The sequence below is a fragment of the Pseudomonas brassicacearum genome (genome assembly GCF_003732175.1).
In the GTDB taxonomy this organism is placed as follows: Bacteria; Pseudomonadota; Gammaproteobacteria; order Pseudomonadales; family Pseudomonadaceae; genus Aquipseudomonas; species Aquipseudomonas brassicacearum_G.
This window is the reverse complement of record NZ_MOBI01000016.1, coordinates 161,586-184,330: the sequence shown is the minus strand read 5'-3', so window position 1 is coordinate 184,330 and position 22,745 is coordinate 161,586. Positions and strand designations below refer to the sequence as shown.

Annotated in this window: 15 protein-coding genes; 4 read left to right on the top strand and 11 right to left on the bottom strand. The window is 60.4% G+C overall.

The window, feature by feature from the left end:
- Window positions 1-21 precede the first annotated feature (21 nt).
- The 8 genes from cobA to BK658_RS15235 all read right to left on the bottom strand — a co-directional run bounded on the left by cobA (window position 22) and on the right by BK658_RS15235 (window position 11,813).
- Entirely contained in the window at window positions 22-795 is a 774-nt protein-coding gene (cobA, locus tag BK658_RS15275) for a uroporphyrinogen-III C-methyltransferase (protein WP_123582992.1), read from the bottom strand.
- Window positions 796-805: 10 nt separating this feature from the next.
- The gene (locus tag BK658_RS15270) at window positions 806-3,523 is read right to left on the bottom strand and encodes a nitrate reductase (protein WP_123582991.1); all 2,718 of its coding nucleotides are present in this window, start codon (window positions 3,521-3,523) and stop codon (window positions 806-808) included.
- Entirely contained in the window at window positions 3,523-3,840 is a 318-nt protein-coding gene (gene nirD, locus BK658_RS15265) for a nitrite reductase small subunit NirD (RefSeq protein ID WP_019689480.1), read from the bottom strand. The genes BK658_RS15270 and nirD overlap by 1 nt, the downstream gene beginning before the upstream one ends.
- The gene (gene nirB, locus BK658_RS15260; protein WP_123582990.1) at window positions 3,837-6,290 is read right to left on the bottom strand and encodes a nitrite reductase large subunit NirB; all 2,454 of its coding nucleotides are present in this window, start codon (window positions 6,288-6,290) and stop codon (window positions 3,837-3,839) included. Before nirB ends, nirD begins: the two co-directional genes overlap by 4 nt.
- Window positions 6,291-6,781: 491 nt before the next feature.
- Entirely contained in the window at window positions 6,782-8,452 is a 1,671-nt protein-coding gene (locus BK658_RS15250) for a bifunctional protein-serine/threonine kinase/phosphatase (RefSeq protein ID WP_123582988.1), read from the bottom strand.
- A gap of 7 nt (window positions 8,453-8,459) precedes the next feature.
- On the bottom strand, window positions 8,460-9,671 hold the full coding sequence (locus BK658_RS15245) for a nitrate/nitrite transporter (RefSeq protein ID WP_054593243.1): 1,212 nt from the start codon (window positions 9,669-9,671) through the stop codon (window positions 8,460-8,462).
- A 339-nt stretch (window positions 9,672-10,010) separates the two neighbouring features.
- A complete protein-coding gene (locus BK658_RS15240) occupies window positions 10,011-10,586 on the bottom strand; it encodes an ANTAR domain-containing response regulator (protein WP_019689484.1) in 576 nt (191 codons plus the stop codon).
- A gap of 15 nt (window positions 10,587-10,601) precedes the next feature.
- Entirely contained in the window at window positions 10,602-11,813 is a 1,212-nt protein-coding gene (locus BK658_RS15235; protein ID WP_123583102.1) for a CmpA/NrtA family ABC transporter substrate-binding protein, read from the bottom strand.
- 407 nt (window positions 11,814-12,220) lie between these two features.
- Between BK658_RS15235 and BK658_RS15230 the strand changes: the two genes are divergently transcribed.
- Window positions 12,221-13,240, top strand: a complete 1,020-nt coding sequence (locus BK658_RS15230) for a quinone-dependent dihydroorotate dehydrogenase (RefSeq protein ID WP_123582987.1) — start codon at window positions 12,221-12,223, stop codon at window positions 13,238-13,240.
- Between the two features lie 310 nt (window positions 13,241-13,550).
- Here the strand turns inward: BK658_RS15230 and rmf are convergent, their stop codons facing one another.
- On the bottom strand, window positions 13,551-13,766 hold the full coding sequence (gene rmf, locus BK658_RS15225) for a ribosome modulation factor (protein WP_003223300.1): 216 nt from the start codon (window positions 13,764-13,766) through the stop codon (window positions 13,551-13,553).
- A gap of 545 nt (window positions 13,767-14,311) precedes the next feature.
- On the opposite strand from rmf, the gene rlmKL reads away from it, so the two are divergent.
- Window positions 14,312-16,582 (top strand): bifunctional 23S rRNA (guanine(2069)-N(7))-methyltransferase RlmK/23S rRNA (guanine(2445)-N(2))-methyltransferase RlmL, encoded by a 2,271-nt coding sequence (gene rlmKL, locus BK658_RS15220; RefSeq protein ID WP_123582986.1) that lies wholly within the window; start codon window positions 14,312-14,314, stop codon window positions 16,580-16,582.
- Between the two features lie 138 nt (window positions 16,583-16,720).
- Complete coding sequence (locus BK658_RS15215; RefSeq protein WP_123582985.1) at window positions 16,721-19,120, top strand: sensor domain-containing diguanylate cyclase; 2,400 nt, start codon at window positions 16,721-16,723, stop codon at window positions 19,118-19,120.
- Between the two features lie 149 nt (window positions 19,121-19,269).
- Here BK658_RS15215 and dacB read toward each other — a convergent pair whose 3' ends face one another.
- Window positions 19,270-20,730: a D-alanyl-D-alanine carboxypeptidase/D-alanyl-D-alanine endopeptidase gene (dacB, locus tag BK658_RS15210; protein ID WP_123582984.1), complete on the bottom strand. Its 1,461-nt coding sequence runs from the start codon at window positions 20,728-20,730 to the stop codon at window positions 19,270-19,272.
- A gap of 231 nt (window positions 20,731-20,961) precedes the next feature.
- Here dacB and BK658_RS15205 point away from each other — a divergent pair, with 231 nt between their 5' ends.
- Window positions 20,962-21,306 carry a YggL family protein gene (locus BK658_RS15205; protein WP_054593237.1) on the top strand — a complete coding sequence of 115 codons (345 nt, stop codon included), beginning with the start codon at window positions 20,962-20,964 and terminating at the stop codon, window positions 21,304-21,306.
- An 86-nt stretch (window positions 21,307-21,392) separates the two neighbouring features.
- Here the strand turns inward: BK658_RS15205 and BK658_RS15200 are convergent, their stop codons facing one another.
- The gene (locus BK658_RS15200) at window positions 21,393-22,583 is read right to left on the bottom strand and encodes a benzoate/H(+) symporter BenE family transporter (protein ID WP_123582983.1); all 1,191 of its coding nucleotides are present in this window, start codon (window positions 22,581-22,583) and stop codon (window positions 21,393-21,395) included.
- Window positions 22,584-22,745 lie beyond the last annotated feature (162 nt).

Here is a 22,745-nt window from a genome sequence, read left to right as displayed (position 1 = left end):
GGCCCGAGCCTTCGGCAACTCCTACGCGAGATTGGCGTTCCAATACTCCTCCGCAGGAGCTGCCGCAGGCTGCGATCTTTTAACATTGTCACTGGCAGCCACCGCACCGATCACCAGGATCGCCGGGCTTTTCAGTTGGAAGCTGTGGGCAGCTTCCTGCATTGCCGTCAGGTTGCTCCGACATTCGCGCTGGTGAGGCAATGAAGCGTTTTCAATCATCGCCACGGGCGTATCAGCCGCCATCCCACCGGCGAGCAATTGCTCGCCAATTGAGCTCAATTTCGCCACGCCCATGTAAATCACCAGCGTCGTACCGCTTTGGGCCAAGGCTCGCCAGTTAAGCTCGCTGTCGTCCTGAGTGTGCGCGGTGACCAGAGTTACGCCGCGGGCAACGCCGCGCAGGGTCAGGGAAATATCGCATTGCGTTGCACCGGCCAGGCCTGCGGTGATGCCATTGACCAACTCGACTTCAATCTCGCGCTCGCGCAGCCACTGCGCTTCTTCACCGCCACGTCCGAAAATGCACGGATCACCACCCTTGAGCCGCACCACACACTTGCCTTGGCGGGCATAACGCAGCATCAAGCGATGAATGAACGCCTGCGGAGTAGAGCGACAACCACCACGTTTGCCGACCGCAATGATCCGCGCCTGCGGGCAATGCACCAGCACCGCGTCGTTGACCAGGTCATCGATCAGTACCACATCGGCTTCGTTCAGCGCCCGTACAGCTTTGAGGGTCAGCAATTCAGGGTCACCGGGACCTGCACCCACCAACCAGACTTTTGCGCTCATGTTCTATTCCTCACGAGGTGATTGCGATGGGCTGCACGCTGGCCGCCAACAGACGCTTGATTTCCGGGACGCAGGAGCCGCATTGCGTGCCGCAACCGAGTTGTTGTTTCAGGCCCTGCAAATCCAGGCCACTGCGAATGCCGGCGCACACCGTGCTTTCGCTGACGTTCTTGCAGTTGCACAGAGTTTTCGTGGCGCTGACGGATGAGCCCGCACTGCTGGGTGGTGTGCTCAACGGCGCCAAAAGCCAGCGCCGCAGTTGTTCGTCGGCCCGACCTTCCAGCCAGAGGTTTTGCAGCCAGTGTTGTGCAAGGGTTTCACCGGCCAGGCGAATGGCGGTAATCCGGCCCTGTTCGATGCGTACGCGTTTGCCAATGGCGCGCCGTGGATCGTCGTAAGCCAGGACAGGACCATCGTTGAGTCCCAGTTGTTGATCGATGTCATGCAGTCGTTGCGGGTCAGGTGCCTGGGCGCTGGCAGCGCGTATCAGCAGCGCTGGGCGTTCACGGCCGGTCAGGCTGAGGCTGACGTAGGCAAAGTCCTCGCAGAGCGGTCGTAAGGTCTCGAAATGCTGCTGAACATCACCCTCAACCAGTGCGAACAAATGCCATGGCAGCTTTACCGGTTCGATACGCACGCCGCTGTGTTTGAGTTCGGGTTGCTTCGACAAGGGGTCGAATGCCGGCTGTGTGAGCGTATTGACGCCGCCCTTGAGGAAACGATCTCCCCAGTGCATCGGCAGAAACGCCTGGCCCGGGCGCACACTGTCATCACTGCCGACGGCAACGATCACGCTGCCTCGACGGCTTTTGAGGTTGACCAGGTCGCCGGTCTGCAGCCGATACCGACGCAGTTCATCAGGGTGCAGGCTCAACAGGGCTTCGCTGACATGGCCGAACAATTGTGCAGCCGTGCCGGTGCGGCTCATGCCGTGCCATTGATCGCGCAGGCGCCCGGTGATCAGGGTCAGCGGAAAGCGTGCGTCACGTTGCTCCTTGGCGGCGCGATACGGGTCGGCGACAAACTGTGCGCGGCCACTCTTGGTAGGGAAAATCCCGTCCATATAAAGCCGTGGCGTTCCGCTCAAGGCGCCGTCCGGGAACGGCCATTGCTGTGGGCCGAGGCGATCGAGCAGCGCATGGCTGATCCCGCAGAGGTCCAGATCGCGTCCGCGCGTCAGTTGTTTGTATTCATCGAAGACCTGCGCCGGTTGTTCAAAAGCAAACAGGCTGGGCTGTCCTGGACGCAGACGCCACTCCAGGCGTTGTGCGAAATCCACAGTGATCGCCCAGTCCGGGCGCGCTTCACCCGGTGCGCTGATGGCGCGGCGAACGTGGGAAATCCGCCGTTCAGAGTTAGTTACCGTGCCTTCCTTCTCACCCCAACTGGCGGCAGGCAGCAGCAGGTCGGCGAAGGGGGCGGTTTCGGTGGTGCGGAAAGCTTCTTGTAGCACCACGAACGGGCAAGCCTGCAATGCAGCGCGCACGGTTTGCTGATCCGGCAACGACTGCGCCGGGTTGGTGCAGGCGATCCACAATGCTTTGATCTTGCCGCTCTGGACCTGTTCGAACAGTTCAATGGCGGTTAGCCCGGTGGTGTCAGGTAATTTTTCGACGCCCCAGTAAGCCGCCACTTCGGCGCGATGTTGCGCATTGGCCGCTTCGCGATGGCCAGGCAGCAAGTTCGACAAACTGCCGGTTTCACGCCCGCCCATGGCATTTGGCTGACCGGTGAGCGAGAAGGGGCCTGCGCCAGGTCTGCCGATTTGCCCGGTGGCCAGGTGCAGGTTGATCAGTGCACTGTTTTTTGCGCTGCCGGCGGTGGACTGGTTCAACCCCATGCACCACAGCGAGAGAAAACTCGTTGAGGTGCCGACCCACTCGGCGCATTGCTGCAGCTGTTCAACGCTGATCCCGCAGAGTTGCGCGACCATTTGTGGGGTGTAATCGCGCACCAGGTTCTTCAGCTCGGCCAAGCCCTCGGTGTGCGCCTTGATGAACTCACGGTCGACCCAGTCTTCCCACAACAACAGGTGCAAAATCCCATGGAACAGTGCGACATCGGTGCCCGGCAAAATGGCCAGGTGCAGGTCGGCGAGGTCGCAGGTGTCAGTACGTCGAGGGTCAATGACGATGACTTTCATCTGTGGTCGGCGGGATTTGGCTTCTTCCAGTCGGCGAAACAGCACCGGATGAGCGTAGGCCATGTTGCTGCCGACAATCATCACGCAATCGCTCAGCTCAAGATCTTCATAGCTGCACGGCGGGGCGTCGGCGCCCAGGCTGCGCTTGTAGCCGACCACTGCCGACGACATGCAGAGTCGCGAATTGCTGTCGATGTTGTTGGTGCCGACCAGCGCTCGGGCCAACTTGTTGAAGGCGTAATAGTCCTCGGTCAGCAGTTGCCCGGAGATATAGAACGCCACGCTGTCAGGACCGTGCTCGGCGATGGTGTCGGCGAAAACGCTGGTGGCGTGATCGAGGGCGGTGTCCCAATCGGTACGGCTGCGGGCCATCCCTTTGCCGAGACGCAGTTCCGGGTACAACGCCCGCGCTGCGAGGTCGCCGGTGAGGTGCAGGGTCGAGCCTTTGCTGCACAGTTTGCCGAAGTTGGCCGGGTGCGTCGGGTCGCCGCTGACGCCGAGGATCTGCTCGCCGTCATGCTCGATCAGTACGCCGCAGCCCACCCCGCAATAACAGCAGGTCGAGGCGGTCGTCTGGCGGCTCATCAGCCTGCTTCCCGCAGAGCCAGCATGACCCGACCGTTCTCCACCCGCGCCGGATGGTGATGGGCGCAACCGACATCAGGCGCCAGGGCCTGACCGGACTCCAGGTCGATCTGCCAGTTGTGCAGCGGGCAAGCGACGCGTTTGCCGTAGATCAGTCCTTGGGACAGCGGTCCGCCCTTGTGTGGGCAGCGGTCGTCGAGAGCGAAAACTTCGTCGTCGCTGGTGCGAAAAATCGCGATGTCACCTTTGGGGCCGCTGATGATGCGCGAGCCCAAAGCGTTGATTTCTTCCAGTGCGCAGATATCCAGCCAGTTCATGCCGACACCTCCAGGTTTTTCACGGGGATGACATCGAACTCCTTCTTCAGCAACGGCTGCTCAAGGCGTTCTTTCCATGGGTCCTGCTCGAACGACAGGGAGAATTGCAGCCTGTCGTTAAGCGCTTTGCGACGCTCCGGGTCTTCCAGTACGGCTTTCTTGATGTGTTCCATGCCGACCCGTTGCAGGTAGTGCACGGTGCGCTCGAGGTAGAAGGCTTCTTCGCGATACAGCTGCAGGAACGCGCCGTTGTACTCGCGCACTTCTTCGGCGGTTTTCAGTTTGACGAAGAATTCCGCAACCTCGGTTTTGATCCCGCCGTTGCCGCCGATGTACATCTCCCAGCCAGAGTCGACGCCGATGATTCCTACGTCCTTGATCCCGGCTTCCGAGCAGTTGCGCGGGCAACCAGAGACCGCCAGCTTGACCTTGTGCGGTGACCACATGTTGAACAGGTCATGCTCCAGTTCGATGCCCAGTTGCGTGGAGTTTTGCGTGCCGAAGCGGCAGAACTCACTGCCGACGCAGGTTTTGACCGTGCGGATCGATTTGCCGTAGGCATGGCCGGACGGCATGTCGAGGTCCTTCCAGACGCCGGGCAGATCCTGCTTCTTGATCCCCAGCAAGTCGATGCGCTGGCCGCCCGTGACCTTGACCATGGGCACGTTGTACTTGTCGGCGACGTCGGCAATGCGCCGCAGCTCCGAAGGATTGGTCACACCGCCCCACATCCGTGGGACTACAGAGTAGGTGCCGTCTTTCTGAATGTTGGCGTGGGCCCGTTCGTTGATCAGTCGTGATTGCGGATCGTCCTTGGCCTCGCCTGGCCACGTGGAAATCAGGTAGTAATTGAGCGCCGGACGGCAGGTGGCGCAGCCATTCGGAGTGCGCCAGTTCAGGTAGCTCATGGTCCCGGCGATGGTCAGCAGATGCTCTTCGCGGATCGCCTGGCGGATCTGTCCGTGGTTGAGGTCGCTGCAACCGCAGATGGCTTTTTCGCTTTTCGGTTTGACGTCCGCCGCGCCGCCGACGGTGTTGATCAGGATCTGTTCCACCAGTCCGGCGCAAGAGCCGCAGGAGCTGGCCGCTTTGGTGTGTTTCTTGACTTCGTCGACACTGAACAGCCCGTGTTCCTGAATCGCCTTGACGATGGTGCCCTTGCAGACGCCATTGCAGCCGCAGACTTCGGCGTTGTCAGCCATGCTCATGGCTTTGTCCTGGCCTTGGTGGCCTACATCGCCCAGAGCGTTTTCGCCGAACATCAGGTGATCGCGGATTTCGCCGATGGCGTGGTTCTCACGAATCTGCCGGAAATACCAGCCGCCATCCGCTGTGTCGCCGTACAGACAGGCACCGACCAGCACGTCATCCTTGATCACCAGTTTTTTGTAGACCCCGCCGATCGGGTCGGAGAGGGTGATGGTTTCGGTGCCTTCGCCGCCCATGAAGTCGCCAGCGGAGAACAGATCGATGCCGGTGACTTTCAATTTGGTCGAGGTCACCGAGCCCGAATAGCGGGCAAACCCCAGTTGCGCCAAGTGGTTAGCGCAGACTTTGGCCTGTTCGAACAGCGGTGCCACCAGGCCGTAGGCGATGCCGCGGTGGCTGGCGCATTCGCCGATCGCGTAGATCCGCGGGTCATAGGTTTGCAGGGTGTCGTTGACCAGGATCCCGCGGTTGCACGGGATGCCGGATTTTTCCGCGAGTTCGGTGTTGGGGCGAATGCCGGCGGCCATCACCACCAGATCAGCGGGAATGATGTCGCCGTTCTTGAACTGCACCGAGCCGACCCGGCCATTGCCGGCGTCGTGCAGGGCCTGGGTCTGTTCGCACAGGCGAAAGTGCAAGCCGCGACCTTCCAAGGCAGTTTGCAGCAACTGGCCGCTGGTTTTGTCCAGTTGCCGTTCCAGCAACCACTCGCCGAGATGCACCACGGTCACGTGCATGCCGCGCAGCATCAGCCCATTGGCGGCTTCAAGGCCCAGCAGGCCACCGCCGATGACCACCGCGTGCTTGTGGGTCTTGGCGGTGTCGATCATGACCTGGGTGTCGGCGATGTCGCGGTAACCGATGACGCCTTCCAGGGTATTGCCCGGAATCGGCAGGATAAACGGCGTCGAGCCGGTGGCGATCAGCAGCCGGTCGTATTCGGCTTCGCTGCCGTCTTCGGCGATGACCCGGCGTTTCACCCGGTCGATCTCCACCACCTTGCGGTTTAGCAGCAGTTTGATGTTGTTTTCCAGGTACCAATCAAGATCGTTGAGCACGATTTCGTCGAAGGTCTGCTCACCTGCCAGCACCGGCGAAAGAAGAATGCGGTTGTAGTTGGTGTGGGGCTCGGCGCCGAAGACCGTGATGTCATACAGCTCGCTGCTCAGCTTGAGCAATTCTTCCAGGGTGCGAACCCCGGCCATGCCATTGCCGATCATCACCAGTTTTAGTTTTTTCATCAGGTTCTCCGGGGAGCTCAGGCTTGCCTCATCAGGGCGGTCAGGCTGGCTCGACAAATTTTGCGCAAACAAAAAAAGGCGTCCCGCTAGTTGCCTAGCGAGGACGCCTTTGTCCTGGTCCCGTTCTATCGGGAAGCACGCCCTTCGTCGTTGAAGGCCGGGCTTTATGTATGGTGTAAAAGGTAATGCAGTGGTCGTGCCAAATCGGGGGAGGGCGCGGCTTTGTTGGGGGGCAGGTGCTGTCAGTCAGTGTGTGTCTTGAGTTTCTGCACCAATTCAAGGCGCGACGCACAGTCATAGCGCGGTGAGGGCCTGTGGCGAGGGGGCTTGTCGGAACGCCGCACCGCCCCGTTCGAGTGCGCAGCACTCGTAAAACCTGAGACCATGGTCTGCCTGAAACACCGCGATTGAAGGTTTGGGGTCGCTGCGCAACCCAACGGGGCGGTGCGGCGTTCCGACAAGCCCCCTCGCCACAGGGAGTCGTGTTTGACTCAGGAATGGAGCAGCAGATACAACAACACCAGATTGATCAGCAACGACCCCAGCGCCAAGGTCCGCCAGACCTTCAACGGTTCACGCTCCAGCAGCGGCCTGGGCCGTACACTCAAACTGCGCCGTTCGCCTTGTTCCAACAGCAGTAACCATTCCTCCGCCGTTTCATAGCGTTGCGCCGGGTCGGCGCATACCGCGCGCTCCAGGCTTTGCCCGAGCCAGTCCGGCAAATCCGGCCGATAGCGGTTGGCTGCGACGGGCGAGCCAAAGCGCGGACGTTGAAAGGCTTCGATTTCCCCGTAGGGATAATGCCCGGTGGCCAGGTAATAAAGCGTCACGCCGACTGCATACAGATCCTGTTGCGGTGTCGGTGGACTCCCGTTGAACGCTTCCGGGGCGATATAGCTCGGGGTGCCCGGCAGCGCGTTCGATTGGTCTTCGGATAAGCCAGTGCAGTACGCCAGGCCGAAATCCAGCAGCCGTAACTCACCGTCCTCTGCCAGCAGCAGGTTTTCCGGTTTGATGTCGCGATGGAAAATCTGCCGCCGATGCAGCATGCCCACTGCCCGCAGCAAACGTTCGGCCAGTTGTTGCCATTGGGGCAGCGGCAACGGGCCGTTTTGCGCGAACAGCTCGGCCAAGGTCACCCCCGGATACTCGCGCATCACGTAATACAGGTGCTGACGTTGCGCCGCCGGGTGAACTTCCGGAAAACTTCGACCAGCAACGCGCTTGAGAAACCACTCTTCACAGAGCAGCGCCTGGGCGGCCGTGGTGTCGTTGTTCAACGATGAGGGGAGCGTCTTCAGTAGCCAGGGCTGTTGCTGCCCGTCACGTACACGGTAAATCAGCGACTGCTGACTCTGCCCGAGCAGCCTCTCGATGTGCCAGCCTTCGAAAGCCTGACCGGGTTTGAGCGGCGGTGGCAATGACCATTGCTGCAGCTGGATCAGCGTATCGCCGATGCTCGTTTCGCCGAGGGCGTCGACTCGCACCAGCAGCGCACTGGCGTTGTCCTGACTACCAGCCAGGTGAGCGGCGTTGATCAGCGTTTGCGCCGCGCTGTCGAGGTCGGGTTGATCACGCAGAATGGCGGCGATGGCGGTGTCGCCCAGCGTTGCCCAAACGCCGTCGCTCAGCAGGACGAAACTCTCGCCCGCGCGCAACTCGCCGTCGAGAAAGTCCAGCACCAGATGCTGATCCAGTCCCAATGCGCGCTTGAGCACATGTTGCATGCCCGGTTGTTCCCAGACGTGGTCCTCAGTGATGCGCTGCAACTGATCGGCGTGCCAGCGATACACCCGACAATCTCCAACATGGGCCAACGTGAAGCGACGACCGCGCAGCACCAGCGCGCTGACGGTGGTGAGCAATGGCTGGCCGCCGCCATTGGCCTGCAACCAGCGATTTTGTGCCAGCAGCAGGCGGTCCAGCGCTTGCGCCACAGCCCAGGTTTGCGGCGTGGCGTAGTAATCGAGGGCCAGGGCCTGCAAGGTTGCCCTGGCTGCGAGCCCGCCATCGGCGCATTGACTGACGCCGTCGGCGATGGCGAACAGAAACCCTTTGCTCGCCGCCAGTTCAGCGGCGGGCGTGACCAGGCGCAGGGCGTCCTGGTTTTCGTCCCGTGGGCCGATGGCGCTGGCCTCGGCGAAGCTCAATTGCAGGCTCATCGGTGCATCATACCCGCGCGGCGGTTACAGCGGCCGAGCCCCACGTGGTTCTCCAGCGGCGCTTGACCCCGTGCAGGCCAAACCAGGCCAGAACACCGAGGCTGGCGAACAACCACAAGGCCAGTTGATAGCTGCCGGTGCTTTGTTTTATCGCACCCATGCCCGCCGCAAGAGCGAAACCGCCGATGCCGCCCGCCATGCCGATCAACCCGGTCATCACGCCGATTTCGCGGCGAAAGCGTTGTGGCACCAGCTGGAACACCGCGCCGTTACCCGCGCCAAGGCCGAGCATGGTGCAGACGAACAGCGCCAGTGCAGCGTAGGAGCTGGGCAGGTTGAAACCCACGGCAGCAATGCAGGTCGCGGCCAGCGTGTACATCACCAACAAGGTGCGAATACCACCGAAACGATCCGCCAGTGCACCACCGAGTGGTCGCATCAAACTGCCACCGAACACACAGGCTGCGGTGTAGTAGCCAGCAGTGACCGGGCTCAGGCCGTATTGGTCGTTGAAGTAGCCGGGCAGGGCGCTGGCCAGTCCGATGAAACCACCGAAGGTCACGCTGTAGAAAAACATGAACCACCAACTGTCGCGGTCACCGAGGGCCTTGAAGTAGTCAGTCATGGATTTGGCTTTGGGCCGTTCAGGTGCGTTTTTCGCCAGCCAGGCGAAAATGATCAACGTCAGGATCAGCGGGATCAGTGCGAAGCCAAAGACGTTGCTCCAGCCAAATGAGGCCGCCAGCATCGGGGCGATCAGTGCAGCGAACACCGTGCCCGAGTTACCCGCGCCGGCGATACCCATCGCCTTGCCCTGATGCTGTGGCGGATACCACTGCGAGGCCAGGGGCAGGGCCACTGCGAACGAGGCGCCGGCCATGCCGAGGAACAGGCCCAGCAGCAGCGCTTGCTCGTAGCTGTGGATGCCCAGCTTCCAGGCGCCAAACAGGGCGCAGATCACGATGACCTGACCGATCAGCCCGGCGGTTTTCGGTGACAGACGATCTGCCAGCAGTCCCATCACGAAGCGCAGGAACGCCCCGGCCAGAATCGGCGTGGCCACCACGAGCCCGCGTTGCTGGGTAGTCAGGTGCAGGTCAGCGGCGATTTGCACCGCCAGCGGGCCAAGCAGGTACCAGACCATGAAGCTCAGGTCGAAATACAGAAAGGCCGAGAAGAGTGTCGGGGTATGGCCGGATTTCCAGAAGCTTGAATTCATCGCGCACCTCAGCTGTGAAGAGTCTCGAAGGGAGTCATGAGCTTTGCGGTGGCGCGCCGCGACGGCCGCACCACCGGCCCCGGGCTGTGGGGCCAAAACGAAAAAACGCCGCAACCCGCTGCACTTGCGCGAAAGGGGTATGCGACGTCTTTGTCGTAGGTGGGGCAACCGCCGTTGGTTACCTGTGTGGTTTACGTAGCGAGATTTGTGCCAACAGGCGAAACCGAGTCGCGGCCAATCGCGAGCAGGCTCGCTCCCACAGTTGATTTGTGTACGACGCAATTCCCCTGTGGGAGCGAGCCTGCTCGCGATTGGCGCCCCTACAGGCGCCAGAAGGCTTCAGCCCAGTAATTCGCTCATGGCAATGATCTGTTCGGCCACCTGGATCAGCTTCTGCTGGCGGCTCATGGCCTGGCGGCGCATCAGGGTGTAGGCCTGCTCTTCATTGCAGTCCTTCATTTTCATCAGCAACCCCTTGGCCAGTTCAATGCGCTTGCGCTCGGCCAGTTGCTGGTCGCGGGCCTGGAGTTGGGCACGCAGGGCCTGATCGCTTTCGAAACGTGCCATGGCCACGTCGAGGATCGGTTGCAGGCGTGCGGCATGAATGCCTTCGACAATGTAGGCGCTGACGCCGGACTTGATCGCCTGGCGCATCACGTCCGGGTCGTGCTCGTCGGTAAACATCACGATCGGCCGAGGCTGGTCGCGGCTGACCAGTACCACTTGCTCCATTACATCGCGGCTCGGTGACTCGGTATCGATCAGGATCACGTCCGGACGCACCGTTTCGACGCGCGCAGGCAGGTCGATGGTCAGGCCAGATTCATCGATCACCTCAAACCCGGCCTCGGTCAGTGCCGCTTTGAGGCGCCCGACCTTTTTCGCGGTGTCGTTGATCAGCAGGATACGCAACATATTTGCAGCCTCCTGTCAGCGGCGGGCGAGAAGGGCGGGGGTGTCGGCCATGGCGTGCAGCTTGAAACTGCGGGCATACGCCGCCGGGTCCGAACCATTCCATATTTTACCGTCGATCAACTGGCTGCTGCGCATTTCCTGATCCCGGGCCGCGATGCCCAGCGCGGCGGCTGCATCGCGATAGACGCCGAGTTGCTGGACCTGACGTGCCACTTGCAGGTAGTCCGGGTCTTCGCGCAGCAAGCCCCAGCGCCGGAATTGGGTCATGAACCACATGCCATCGGAAAGGTACGGCAGGTTGACGTCGCCGCCGCCGTGAAAGCGCAACGCATGAGGGTCCTGCCAGCGATTGCCCAGGCCGTCGGCATAATCGCCCAGCAAGCGCGGTTCGATGCAGTCGAGAGGGGCGTCCAGGTATTCGGCAGCGCTCAACAGTTGCGCGGTGCTGCGGCGGTTCTCCGGGCTTTGTTCAATGAAGCGACTGGCCTCCAGGATTGCCATGACCAGCGCGCGTGCGGTGTTCGGGTATTGCTCGACGAAGGTGCGGGTGCAGCCGAGGACTTTTTCCGGGTGGTCGGGCCAGATGGTCTGGCTCGTTGCCAGGGTGAAACCGAGGTTTTGCTTCACCGCACTGGCGCTCCAGGGTTCGCCGACGCAGAAACCGTCGATCCGTCCGGCCTGCAAGTGCGCGACCATTTGTGGCGGTGGCACCACGACGCTGTCGACATCCTGCAACGGATGGATGCCCTGGCTCGCCAGCCAGTAATACAACCACATGGCGTGGGTGCCAGTGGGGAAGGTCTGGGCGAAGGTGAGTTTTGGGCGACTTTGGTGCACGTGACGGTCCAGCGCTTCAGGACCGGTCACACCCAGCGCCTGTAGGCCATGAGAAAGGTTGATGCTCTGGCCGTTCTGGTTCAGCCCCATCAGCACGGCCATGTCCGTCGCGGCGATGCCGCCGATGCCCAGGTGCACCGCATAGATCAAGCCATAGAGGCTGTGGGCGGCATCCAGTTCGCCGCTGACCAGTTTGTCCCGCAGGTTGGCCCACGACGACTGGCGCTTGAGGTTCAGGGTCAACCCGTAGGGTTGGGCGAAGCCCTGAGTCGCCGCAACCACCACTGACGCGCAGTCGCTCAGGGCCATGAAGCCAAGGTTGATTGTGGTTTTTTCCGGGGCATCGCTGCCGTCGACCCAGGCCAGCGGTCCTGCTTCAGGTTCAGTCATCACATAAGCACCTTGCATGAAAAAAGCGCCGTACCCAGGCCCCATGTGCAAACCAGGCCAGGTGACGACGCCGTTGTCCTTTTTAATCGCAACCTGGCACGCATCCCGCCATTGGCATGGGTGCAGATGTGAGTACCAGTGCAAGGCATATGCCATGCAGGCTGTGTGAAAACTACTGCACTCGACAATCCTGCGTTAAAAACAGGCTCGGAATGCTCATTTACAACCCGTAAAGTCGGGTGCGACCCCAGCCGTTCCTCGCCTGTTTTTGCCTTGTCTTGCCTTCGCTCGCTACGTTTTCACACGGCCTGCACTGATGGCTGATTTCATCGCGCACCTCGCTTGCGACCCCGATGCACGGCTATAATCGCCGCCTAATTTCGCCGCCAATCGAGTCAAATCCGCCCATGTATACCCTGGCCCGCCAACTGTTGTTCAAACTCTCCCCGGAAACCTCCCACGATCTGTCCCTGGACCTGATCGGCGCAGGTGGGCGTTTGGGTCTCAATGGCTTGCTGTGCAAGGCGCCAGCGCATTTGCCAGTGAATGTCATGGGCCTGGACTTCCCGAACCCGGTGGGGCTGGCGGCCGGTCTGGACAAGAACGGTGCAGCGATCGACGGGTTTGCGCAGTTGGGTTTCGGCTTCGTTGAGATAGGCACCATCACCCCGCGTCCGCAACCGGGCAATCCCAAGCCACGGATTTTCCGCTTGCCGCAAGCCGAGGCGATCATCAACCGCATGGGGTTCAACAACCTCGGCGTCGATCATTTGCTGGCACGTGTGGCAGCGGCCAAATACAAGGGCGTGCTGGGGATCAACATCGGCAAGAACTTCGACACGCCGGTTGAGCGTGCGGTCGACGACTACCTGATCTGCCTGGACAAGGTCTACGCCCACGCCAGTTACGTGACGGTCAACGTCAGCTCGCCGAACACTCCGGGCCTGCGCAGCCTGCAATTTGGTGATTCGCTCAAGCAACTGCTCGAAGCCTTGCGTCAGCGTCAGGAAGATCTGGCTCAACGCCACGGCAAGCGTGTACCGCTGGCAATCAAGATTGCACCGGACATGACTGACGAAGAAACCGTTCAGGTGGCACAAGCGCTGATCGACACCGGGATGGACGCGGTCATTGCGACCAACACCACCCTGAGCCGCGTAGGCGTCGAAGGCATGGAATACGGTGACGAGGCGGGTGGGTTGTCCGGCGCACCGGTGCGCGACAAGAGCACTCACACGGTCAAGGTCCTGGCGGCCGAGCTGGCCGGGCGTTTGCCGATCATCGCGGTGGGCGGTATTACCGAAGGCAAGCATGCGGCTGAGAAAATCGCTGCGGGCGCCAGTCTGGTGCAGCTGTATTCGGGCTTCATTTACAAAGGCCCGGCGCTGATTCGCGAATCTGTAGACGCGATCGCAGCCTTGAGATAACCCCAACCCACGTGGTGAGAGGCCTTTGTGGCGAGGGAGCTTGCTCCCGCTGGGCAGCGAAGCGGCCCTAAAGCCAGCAAATGCGGAGTGTCAGGAATAACGCGGTGTCTGGATAGGGGGGGCGCTTCGCGACCCAACGGGGGCAAGCCCCCTCGCCACAAAAGTGTTCGCAGGTTTGGTTCGAGTTGATTGCAGGAATAAAAAAGGGCTCCTCGAAGGAGCCCCTGGGCCGAAGCCCGCCGTCCGGAGAGGACGTGCATGGTTAAGTCGTTACATATTCAGATTTTCGTGTCGGAGTGTGTGCCCTGTTTTAGCCGACGGCGTGAAGTTCGTTGAGTCTATGGATTCCCGCAGTGCCGGTCATACCGTCCCAGTTGTCGCCGCGTCCTTCTCGCCAGCCGTTGATCCAGGCTTGGCGTACCGACGGTAGAGTAAAGGGGCAAAGCTCACGGGATTTTCCACCAACGCCATATTGATATCCGCGCAAAAATGCTCTTTCCAACGGATCACGCTTAAGTCTTCTCATAGGGTGTTTCCCTCACTTGTTGACTGTATTTGTCGCGTCGACCTCGATCGAGGTCAGGCAGAAAAAATTCTGCCGTTGGTGGCTCGCTGCCGGCGTCACGAGCCAAGGTGTTGACGCCGTTGCGACGTCAACCTGTATTGAGTTCTAACCAATGCGTCACATCGAGGGAATGATCGTTTTGTCATAAGGACGTAACGATAATGATGCTAAGGCCATAAGTAACACGATGTAATTCCGGTGTTCATTGACCAAAGCTCGCTATGATCAGCCTTTCACTTGATGATGAGGCTAATGCTTTAGTAAAAATGTCCGCCCGTTGCACTCGGGTACTATTCGACGAAGGGTCGAGTTATGACATTTTGTTGCACAGAATTTTTTATCTGCCCGGGCATCTAAGCTCATTCAACCGGTTGGTTGGCTGAGTGGCCAGGGTGGGGCGGCACACTTTCGTGCCACGCGAGCGCTCTTCAAGAAAAGCGCTTGATTGAAAACCGAGCGGTCAATGCGTTGCCCGTTCACTTATTGCTAAAGGCCCTGGAACTCCCATGTCGGATCGTTACGAACTCTTCCTCACTTGCCCCAAGGGCCTCGAAGGCCTGCTGATCGAGGAAGCCGTCGGGCTTGGCCTTGAGGAAGCGCGCGAGCACACGTCGGCTGTGCGCGGCATGGCCGACATGGAAACGGCTTATCGCTTGTGCCTGTGGTCGCGTCTGGCTAACCGGGTGCTGCTGGTACTCAAGCGTTTCCCGATGAAGGATGCCGAAGACCTGTACCACGGCGTACTGGATATCGAGTGGCAAGACCACATGCTCAATGACGGCACCCTGGCCGTCGAATTCAGCGGTCACGGCTCGGGCATCGACAACACCCACTTCGGCGCCCTGAAAGTGAAGGACGCCATCGTCGACAAGCTGCGCACCCCGTCGGGCGAGCGTCCGTCCATCGACAAACTCAATCCGGACCTGCGCATTCACCTGCGCCTGGACCATGGCGAAGCGATTCTGTCCCTCGATCTCTCTGGCCACAGCCTGCACCAGCGTGGTTACCGCCTGCAGCAAGGGGCGGCGCCGCTGAAGGAAAACCTCGCGGCGGCGATTCTGATCCGCTCCGGCTGGCCGCGCATTGCGGCTGAAGGTGGCGCTCTGGCTGACCCGATGTGCGGTGTCGGTACATTCCTCGTCGAAGCCGCGATGATCGCTGCCGACATGGCGCCGAACCTGCGTCGCGAGCAGTGGGGCTTCACCGCCTGGCTCGGTCATGTGCCAGCGCTGTGGAAAAAACTTCACGAAGAAGCCGTCGCCCGCGCCGCTGCAGGTCTGGCCAAGCCACCGCTGTGGATTCGCGGTTACGAAGCCGACCCACGGCTGATTCAACCGGGCCGCAATAACGTCGAGCGCGCAGGCCTGAGTGAGTGGATCAAGATCTACCAGGGCGAAGTCGCAACCTTCGAGCCGCGTCCGGACCAGAACCAGAAAGGCCTGGTGATCTGCAACCCTCCGTACGGCGAGCGTCTGGGCGATGAGGCAAGCTTGCTCTATCTCTACCAGAACCTCGGCGAGCGTCTGCGTCAGGCCTGCCTGAACTGGGAAGCGGCGGTGTTCACCGGCGCACCGGATCTGGGCAAGCGCATGGGGATTCGCAGCCACAAACAGTATTCGTTCTGGAACGGCGCCTTGCCGTGCAAATTGCTGCTGATCAAAGTACTGCCGGACCAGTTCGTCACAGGGGAGCGTCGTACCCCGGAGCAGCGTCAGGCCGAACGTGAGCAGGCGGCCTACGATCAGTCGCCGGCCGAGCCGCAAGAGCGTCAGTACAACAAGAACGGCAACCCGATCAAACCTGCACCGGCGCCGGCTCCGGTTGTTGAGCAGCCACGTCTGAGCGAAGGCGGGCAGATGTTTGCCAACCGCCTGCAAAAAAACCTCAAGGCGCTGGGCAAGTGGGTCAAGCGTGAAGGTATCGACTGCTACCGCGTTTACGATGCCGACATGCCGGAATACTCCATGGCCATCGACCTGTATCACGACTGGGTCCACGTTCAGGAATATGCGGCGCCGAAGTCGATCGATCCGGAAAAAGCCTCGGCACGGATGTTTGATGCGCTGGCAGCCATTCCGCAGGCCTTGAACATCGACAAAAACCGCGTGGTCGTCAAACGTCGCGAGCGTCAGAGCGGTACCAAGCAGTACGAGCGCCAGAGCGCGCAGGGTAAGTTCACCGAGGTGAACGAAGGCGGCGTGAAGTTGCTGGTCAACCTGACCGACTACCTCGACACCGGCCTGTTTCTGGATCACCGTCCAATGCGTCTGCGGATTCAGAAAGAGGCCGCCGGCAAGCGCTTCCTCAACCTGTATTGCTACACCGCGACGGCCAGTGTTCATGCAGCCAAGGGCGGCGCGCGCAGCACCACCAGCGTCGACCTGTCGAAAACCTACCTGGATTGGGCGCGACGCAACCTGTCGCTGAACGGTTTCTCCGACAAGAACCGTCTGGAGCAGGGCGACGTGATGGCCTGGCTGGAAGCCAACCGTGACGAGTTCGACATGATCTTTATCGATCCGCCGACCTTCTCCAACTCCAAGCGCATGGAAGGGATCTTCGACGTGCAGCGCGACCACGTGCAGCTGCTGGACCTGGCCATGGCCCGTCTGGCACCGGGTGGCGTGTTGTATTTCTCCAATAACTTCCGCAAGTTCCAGCTCGAAGAAAACCTCACGGCGCGCTATGCCGTCGAGGAGATCACCGCACAAACCATCGACCCGGACTTTGCCCGTAACGGCAAGATCCATCGCGCCTGGAAAATCATGGCGCGCTGAGGCCTGATTGGATCCACAGAGCCTTGATTTTTCGAGGTTCTGTGGTCTTTTTGCGCTGGCTAATCTAATGGCTAATAGCTATAACTTCACTCAAAGCCAAGGTGACGCCTAAGCACGCCGGCGTTTTGAGTTTTGCTTATGCCGTTGCACGCCGTACGACCCAAGATCCTGGGCTTGATCAGTGAAGATGTTTCGGCCTGGCTCATTGCGCTGCTGGTGTTACTGGCCGGCGGCGTACTGACGGGGCTGCTCGCCTGGGCCAGCTTCAATGCGCAGCATCAGCAGATGGCGCAGCGTTTCCAAATGCTGGTCAACGAGCGCAAGAGCCGGATTACCGAGCGTTTCGACGATCAGGAACAGCGCCTTGATAGCCTGCGGCGATTCTTCGTCAACTCCGAGTCGGTCTCCCGTGAAGAGTTCGACGGCTTTACCAAAGCCCTGTTGCACAGAACTCAGGCCTACGCCTGGGCGCCGCTGGTTGCCCGCAGTGAACGTTCCGTGTTCGAGCAACGGGTGCGTGAGCAAGGTAAAGCAGGGTTTTCCATCCGCGATCTGACACCTTCTGCAACGCTGCAATCTGCCGCCGAGCGCGATGAATACGCGCCGGTGTTGTACAGCCAGGCGCTAGGTTCAAAAGCCGCGCCGCTGGGTTTTGATTTGCTCTCGGAACCGACACGTCGGGTAACCCTGGAAAGGGCCCGCACCCTCAACGCGATGGCGGTGTCCGAGCCCACGCTGCTGATTGGCGTCGATCCTGAATATGCCCGTGGCGTGCTGCTGGTCGAGCCGGTTTTTCGCGATACCGCAGCGTCCGCTCATGATGCCGCGCCCCTTGGTTACGTGCTGGCAGTGATCAGCATGCGTCAGTTGGTAGTCGATGGTTTTCCGTTGCCCGGGCAGGACAACCTTGTGGTGCAGATTCGCGGTCGGGCGCAGGACGGTCAGGCGCAAGCGCTCTACGAATCTACCAACCCGGTGGCGAACCAGCCGTTGCATTACAGCTCGATGTTGCGACTGGGCGATCATGTCTACGATCTCGATATTCGTACCAGTACCGTGTTTGAACATGCCACTCATTCGGCGGTTGCCAGCCTGATCGTGATGGGGACACTGTTGAGCGTGCTGCTCAGTGCCTTGCTCTACATTCTGGTCAGTCAGCGGCAACGAGCGCTGGCGCTGGTCGAGCAGCGCACCCGTGAGTTGCGCCTGCGAGAACAGGAGTTGAGCGGCGCTCATGGGCAGTTACGCGGGGTGCTGGACGCGGCGACCCAAGTGGCGGTGATCGCCACCAACCTGCGCGGTGTGATCACCACCTTCAATGCCGGTGCCGAGCACATGCTTGGCTATCGCAGTGACGATGTGTTGGGGCATGCGACCCTGGAAAGCCTGCATCTGCCCGCTGAGCTGGAAGCGCGGGCCGTGGAGCTCAGTCAGCGTTACTGCAAACCGGTGCCGAGCTGCCAGGCGATGCTGGTGGAAGGTGGTGAAGCGGGTGGGCATGAAGCGCGTGAATGGACCTTGGTGCGTCAGGACGGCAGCCATCTGACGGTGAACATGCTCGCCACCGCGATGCTTGATGAGCAGGGGCTTTGGGTCGGGAATCTGGTGATCTGCATCGACATTACCGAGCGCAAGCGGGTGCATGAAGCGTTGGCGGCGCGCGATTTGCTGCTCAAGAAACTCAGCGCTCATGTGCCGGGCGGCATTTATCAGTTCAAGATGGCGGTAGACGGGCGCTTCAGTGTGATCTATGCCAGTGATGGCATTCGCGATATTTACGAGATCGAGCCGGACGTGCTGCAACAGAACCCTGAGGCCATTTTCGAGCGGATCCATCCGCAGGATGTCGCTCGGGTGCGTGCCTCGATCCGGGTCTCTTCGCTAAAGCTCAGTCCATGGCGCGAAGAATACCGCGTGCAGTTGCCTGTCCGTGGTCTGCGTTGGGTACGCGGTGAAGCAACGCCGGAAGAACTACCCGGCGGCGGGGTGTTGTGGCATGGCTACATTTCGGATATTTCCGACCTCAAGCGGGTCGAGGAAGAGCTGCGCGCCTTGTCGGTCACCGACTCGCTGACCGGCATTCACAATCGACGCTATTTCCAGGAACGGCTGACCATGGAAATGGCCCGGGTCGAGCGAGGTATCGGGGAATTGGCGGTGATCATGCTGGATATCGATCACTTCAAACGTATCAATGATGTGTACGGCCACGCGGCAGGCGATCGGGTGTTGCAGGCAATCTGTCAGCGCATTCGCCAACGCTTGCGGCGCACCGATGTGTTCTGTCGCCTGGGAGGCGAGGAGTTCATGGTGCTGTGTCCGGACACCAACGCGCAGCATGCCCATACGTTGGCCGTCGAGTTATGGCAGAGCTTGCGCAATACGCCGATCGACGGCCTGGGCACGGTGACTGCCAGCTTTGGTATCGCCAGTTGGCGTTCCGGGGAGGGGGCTGATGCCTTGCTGCTGCGCGCTGACTCGGGGGTTTATGCGGCGAAGCAGGCCGGGCGGGATCGGGTTGAGATGGAACTGGTGTAAGTTCGTTGTACACAAGCTTTTGTGGGAGCGAGCCTGCTCGCGATGAACGATGACACGGTCATCCTGATACACCGCATTGCCCGCATCGCGAGCAGACGAACGTCGCCCGGCTCTTCCCACACTGGAACTATTACGTTTGATAGATCGGCTTAAAGCGCCGACTCGGCTGTCGCCAGTTTCGGCTGGCGGTACAGATCCAGCAGCACCTGATCGAGCACAGTATGCGCACCAAACGGCGCCGGATCGTTGAGGATCGCGACCACTGCCCAGGTGTTGCCGTTATTGTCGCGGCTGAAACCGGCGATAGCGCGCACAGTGTTCAGGGTGCCGGTCTTGACGTGTGCTTCACCCCGCATCGCGGTGGTCTTGAGGCGTTTGCGCATGGTGCCGTCCATGCCGCTGATCGGCAGCGAACTGACGAACTCGGCCGAGTACGGGCTTCTCCAGGCCGCTTGCAACATGGTCGCCATTTCACGGGCGCTGACCCGTTCGGCACGCGACAGGCCCGAGCCGTTCTCCATTACCAGGTGCGGCGCGGTGATGCCTTTCTTCGCCAGCCATTGACGCACTACGCGTTGTGCGGCTTTGGCATCGTCAGCATCGGCATCGGTGCGGTATTTCGCGCCCAGGCTGAGGAACAGCTGCTGAGCCATGGTGTTGTTACTGTATTTGTTGATGTCGCGGATGATTTCCGCCAGGTCCGGCGAGAACGCCCGGGCCAGTACCTTGGCATCCTTTGGTACGGCGGCCAGACGATCCTTGCCCTGGATGCTGCCACCCAGTTCCTGCCAGATCGCCCGTACGGCGCCGGCGGTGTAGGTCGCATGATCAAGCAGCGAAAGGTACGTCTGCGAGCTGCAACCGTCGGCCAACTGGCCCGCAACCGTCACGGACACGCTGCCGTCGGCCTGGGTTACCGGGTTGTAGCGTACGCCCCCGGAACACTGTTTGCCGCTAAGCGCTTTGACCTGATTATCGATGCGAATGCTGGCGATCGGTGGCTCGACCGACACCAGTACCTTGCCCGAGTCGTTGCGAGCTACGAAGCGCAGGGCCTTGAGGTTGACCATCAACGCGTCGGGTTTGACCAGGAATGGCTTGTTTTCGTCTTTGCCGTCGTCATTGAACTCCGGCAATTGCGGCTGGACGAAGAAGCTGCGATCCAGCACCAGGTCACCGGTGACTTGCTGCACGCCATTAGCCCGCAGGTCACGCATCAGCAACCAGAGTTTTTCCATGTTCAACTTTGGGTCGCCGCCACCCTTCAGGTACAGGTTGCCGTGCAGGATGCCGCCATTGAGGGTGCCGTCGGTGTAGAACTCGGTTTTCCACTGGTGGTTCGGGCCAAGCATTTCCAGTGCGGCGTAGGTGGTGACCAGTTTCATGGTCGAGGCCGGATTGACTGAAACGTCAGCGTTGAAGACCGTCGGTGTGCCCGGGCCGTTGAGTGGAATCATCACCAGCGACAGGGCGCTGTCCTGCAACTTGCTGGCTCTGAGCGCTTTTTCAACGCTCGGTGGCAGAGTGGTGTTGGTCGGGGCAGCAGAAACAGGAAAGGCCAGCGGCACAAGCAGGCTGGCGAGAAGCAATGGACGCAAAGACTTGATCATCTGAAATAAAACCCTACAGCCGAGGGGAAAAAATGAGGGCATGAAGATAAATTCCCCCAGTGGTCACAAAAGTGTCGGCATTATGCCCAAGGAATAGCGCCTTGTGCCGTACATAGAGGGCCGAATCCGCTATTTTTTTACCGGCGGTAGGCACAAGGTCCCAGAGAGTCGGGCAAACAACGGCTTAAACTGCTAAAGTGCCGCCCGTTATTACTTTTGAGGATTGTTCCAATGGCGACTAACCGTTCCCAGCGTCTGCGCAAAAAACTCTGCGTCGATGAATTTCAAGAGCTGGGTTTCGAACTGAACCTGGATTTCAAAGAAGATCTGGCTGATGAGGCTGTTGACGCTTTCCTCGACGCGTTTCTGAAAGAAGCCATGGAAGCTAACGGCCTTGGCTACGTTGGCGGCGACGACTACGGTCTGGTTTGCCTGCAAAAACGTGGCTCGGTCAGCGCTGAACAACGCGCCGCCGTTGAAGCCTGGCTGAAAGCCCGCACCGAGCTGACCAGCGTAGAAGTCAGCCCATTGCTGGACGTTTGGTACCCGGAAAAGCCGATCAATCCGGTAGCCTGATGTTCAAAAAAACGGCGACCTGAGGGTCGCCGTTTTTTTTTGCAAAGATCAAAAGATCGTCCGAACGCGGCCCGATCTTTTGCATTTCAGGCATTGCGCCAGTTCAGAATCATCAGCGTCACCACGCCCGCCACAATTCCCCAAAATGCCGAACCGATGGAAAACAGCGTCAGCCCCGATGCCGTCACCATAAAGGTAACCAGCGCCGCTTCCCGTTCCTTCACTTCGCTCATGGCGATGCTCAGGCCGTTGATGATCGAACCGAATAGCGCCAACGCGGCAATCGACAGCACCAGCTCTTTGGGCAAGGCGGCGAACAGCGCTGCGAGCGTTGCGCCAAAGACCCCGGCGATCCCGTAGAAAATCCCGCACCAGACGGCCGCGGTGTAACGCTTGTTGCGATCTTCATGGGCGTGTGGCCCGGTGCAGATTGCGGCGCTGATCGCTGCCAGGTTGATCCCGTGGGAGCCAAATGGCGCCAGCAACAGCGAGGCGATGCCGGTGGTGGTGATCAGCGGCGAGGCCGGCACGTTGTAGCCATCGGCGCGCAACACGGCGATGCCGGGCATGTTCTGCGAGGTCATGGCCACCACGAACAATGGAATACCGATGCTGATGGTCGCCGCGAAGGAAAAGTGCGGGGTGGTCCAGACCGGGCTTGCCACTTCAAGATGAAAACCGCTGAAATCCAGCAGGCCCATGACGCCGGACAATGCAGTGCCGATCAGCAGCGCCGCCAGCACCGCATAACGCGGCGACAGGCGCTTGACCACCAGATAGGTGAAAAACATCCCCAGTACCAGTCCGGTGCGGTGCTGGGCGGCGACGAAGATTTCACTGCCGATCTTGAACAGAATCCCCGCCAGCAACGCCGCCGCCAGTGATGCAGGAATGCGTTTGACCAGACGTTCGAAGCTGCCGGTCATGCCGCAAAGGGTGACGAGCACGGCGCAAGTGACGTAGGCGCCAATCGCCTCGCCGTAGGTCACGCCCGACAGGCTGGTGATCAACAGCGCCGCACCGGGCGTCGACCAGGCAATGGTGATCGGTGTGCGATAGCGCAAGGACAAACCGATCGAGCACACGGCCATGCCAATCGAAATCGCCCAGATCCACGACGAAATTTGCCCGCTGGACAGGCCCGCCGCCTGGCCGGCCTGGAACATCAGCACCAGTGAGCTGGTGTAGCCGGTCATCATGGCAATAAAACCGGCGACGATGGCCGAAGGTGAAGTGTCGGCCAATGGGCGAAGTTGCGCGTGAGTGGCGTCGGTCATGGCGCGGTGTTCCTTGTTCTGTTGAAAATCTCGATGGCACTGCCCGCGTAGGAGCTGCCGAAGGCTGCGATCTTTTTCTCGGCAACACCGCAAAAGCCAGAATCAAAAGATCGCAGCCTTCGGCAGCTCCTACGCGGGGGGTATGAGTCACGTGCCATGTGT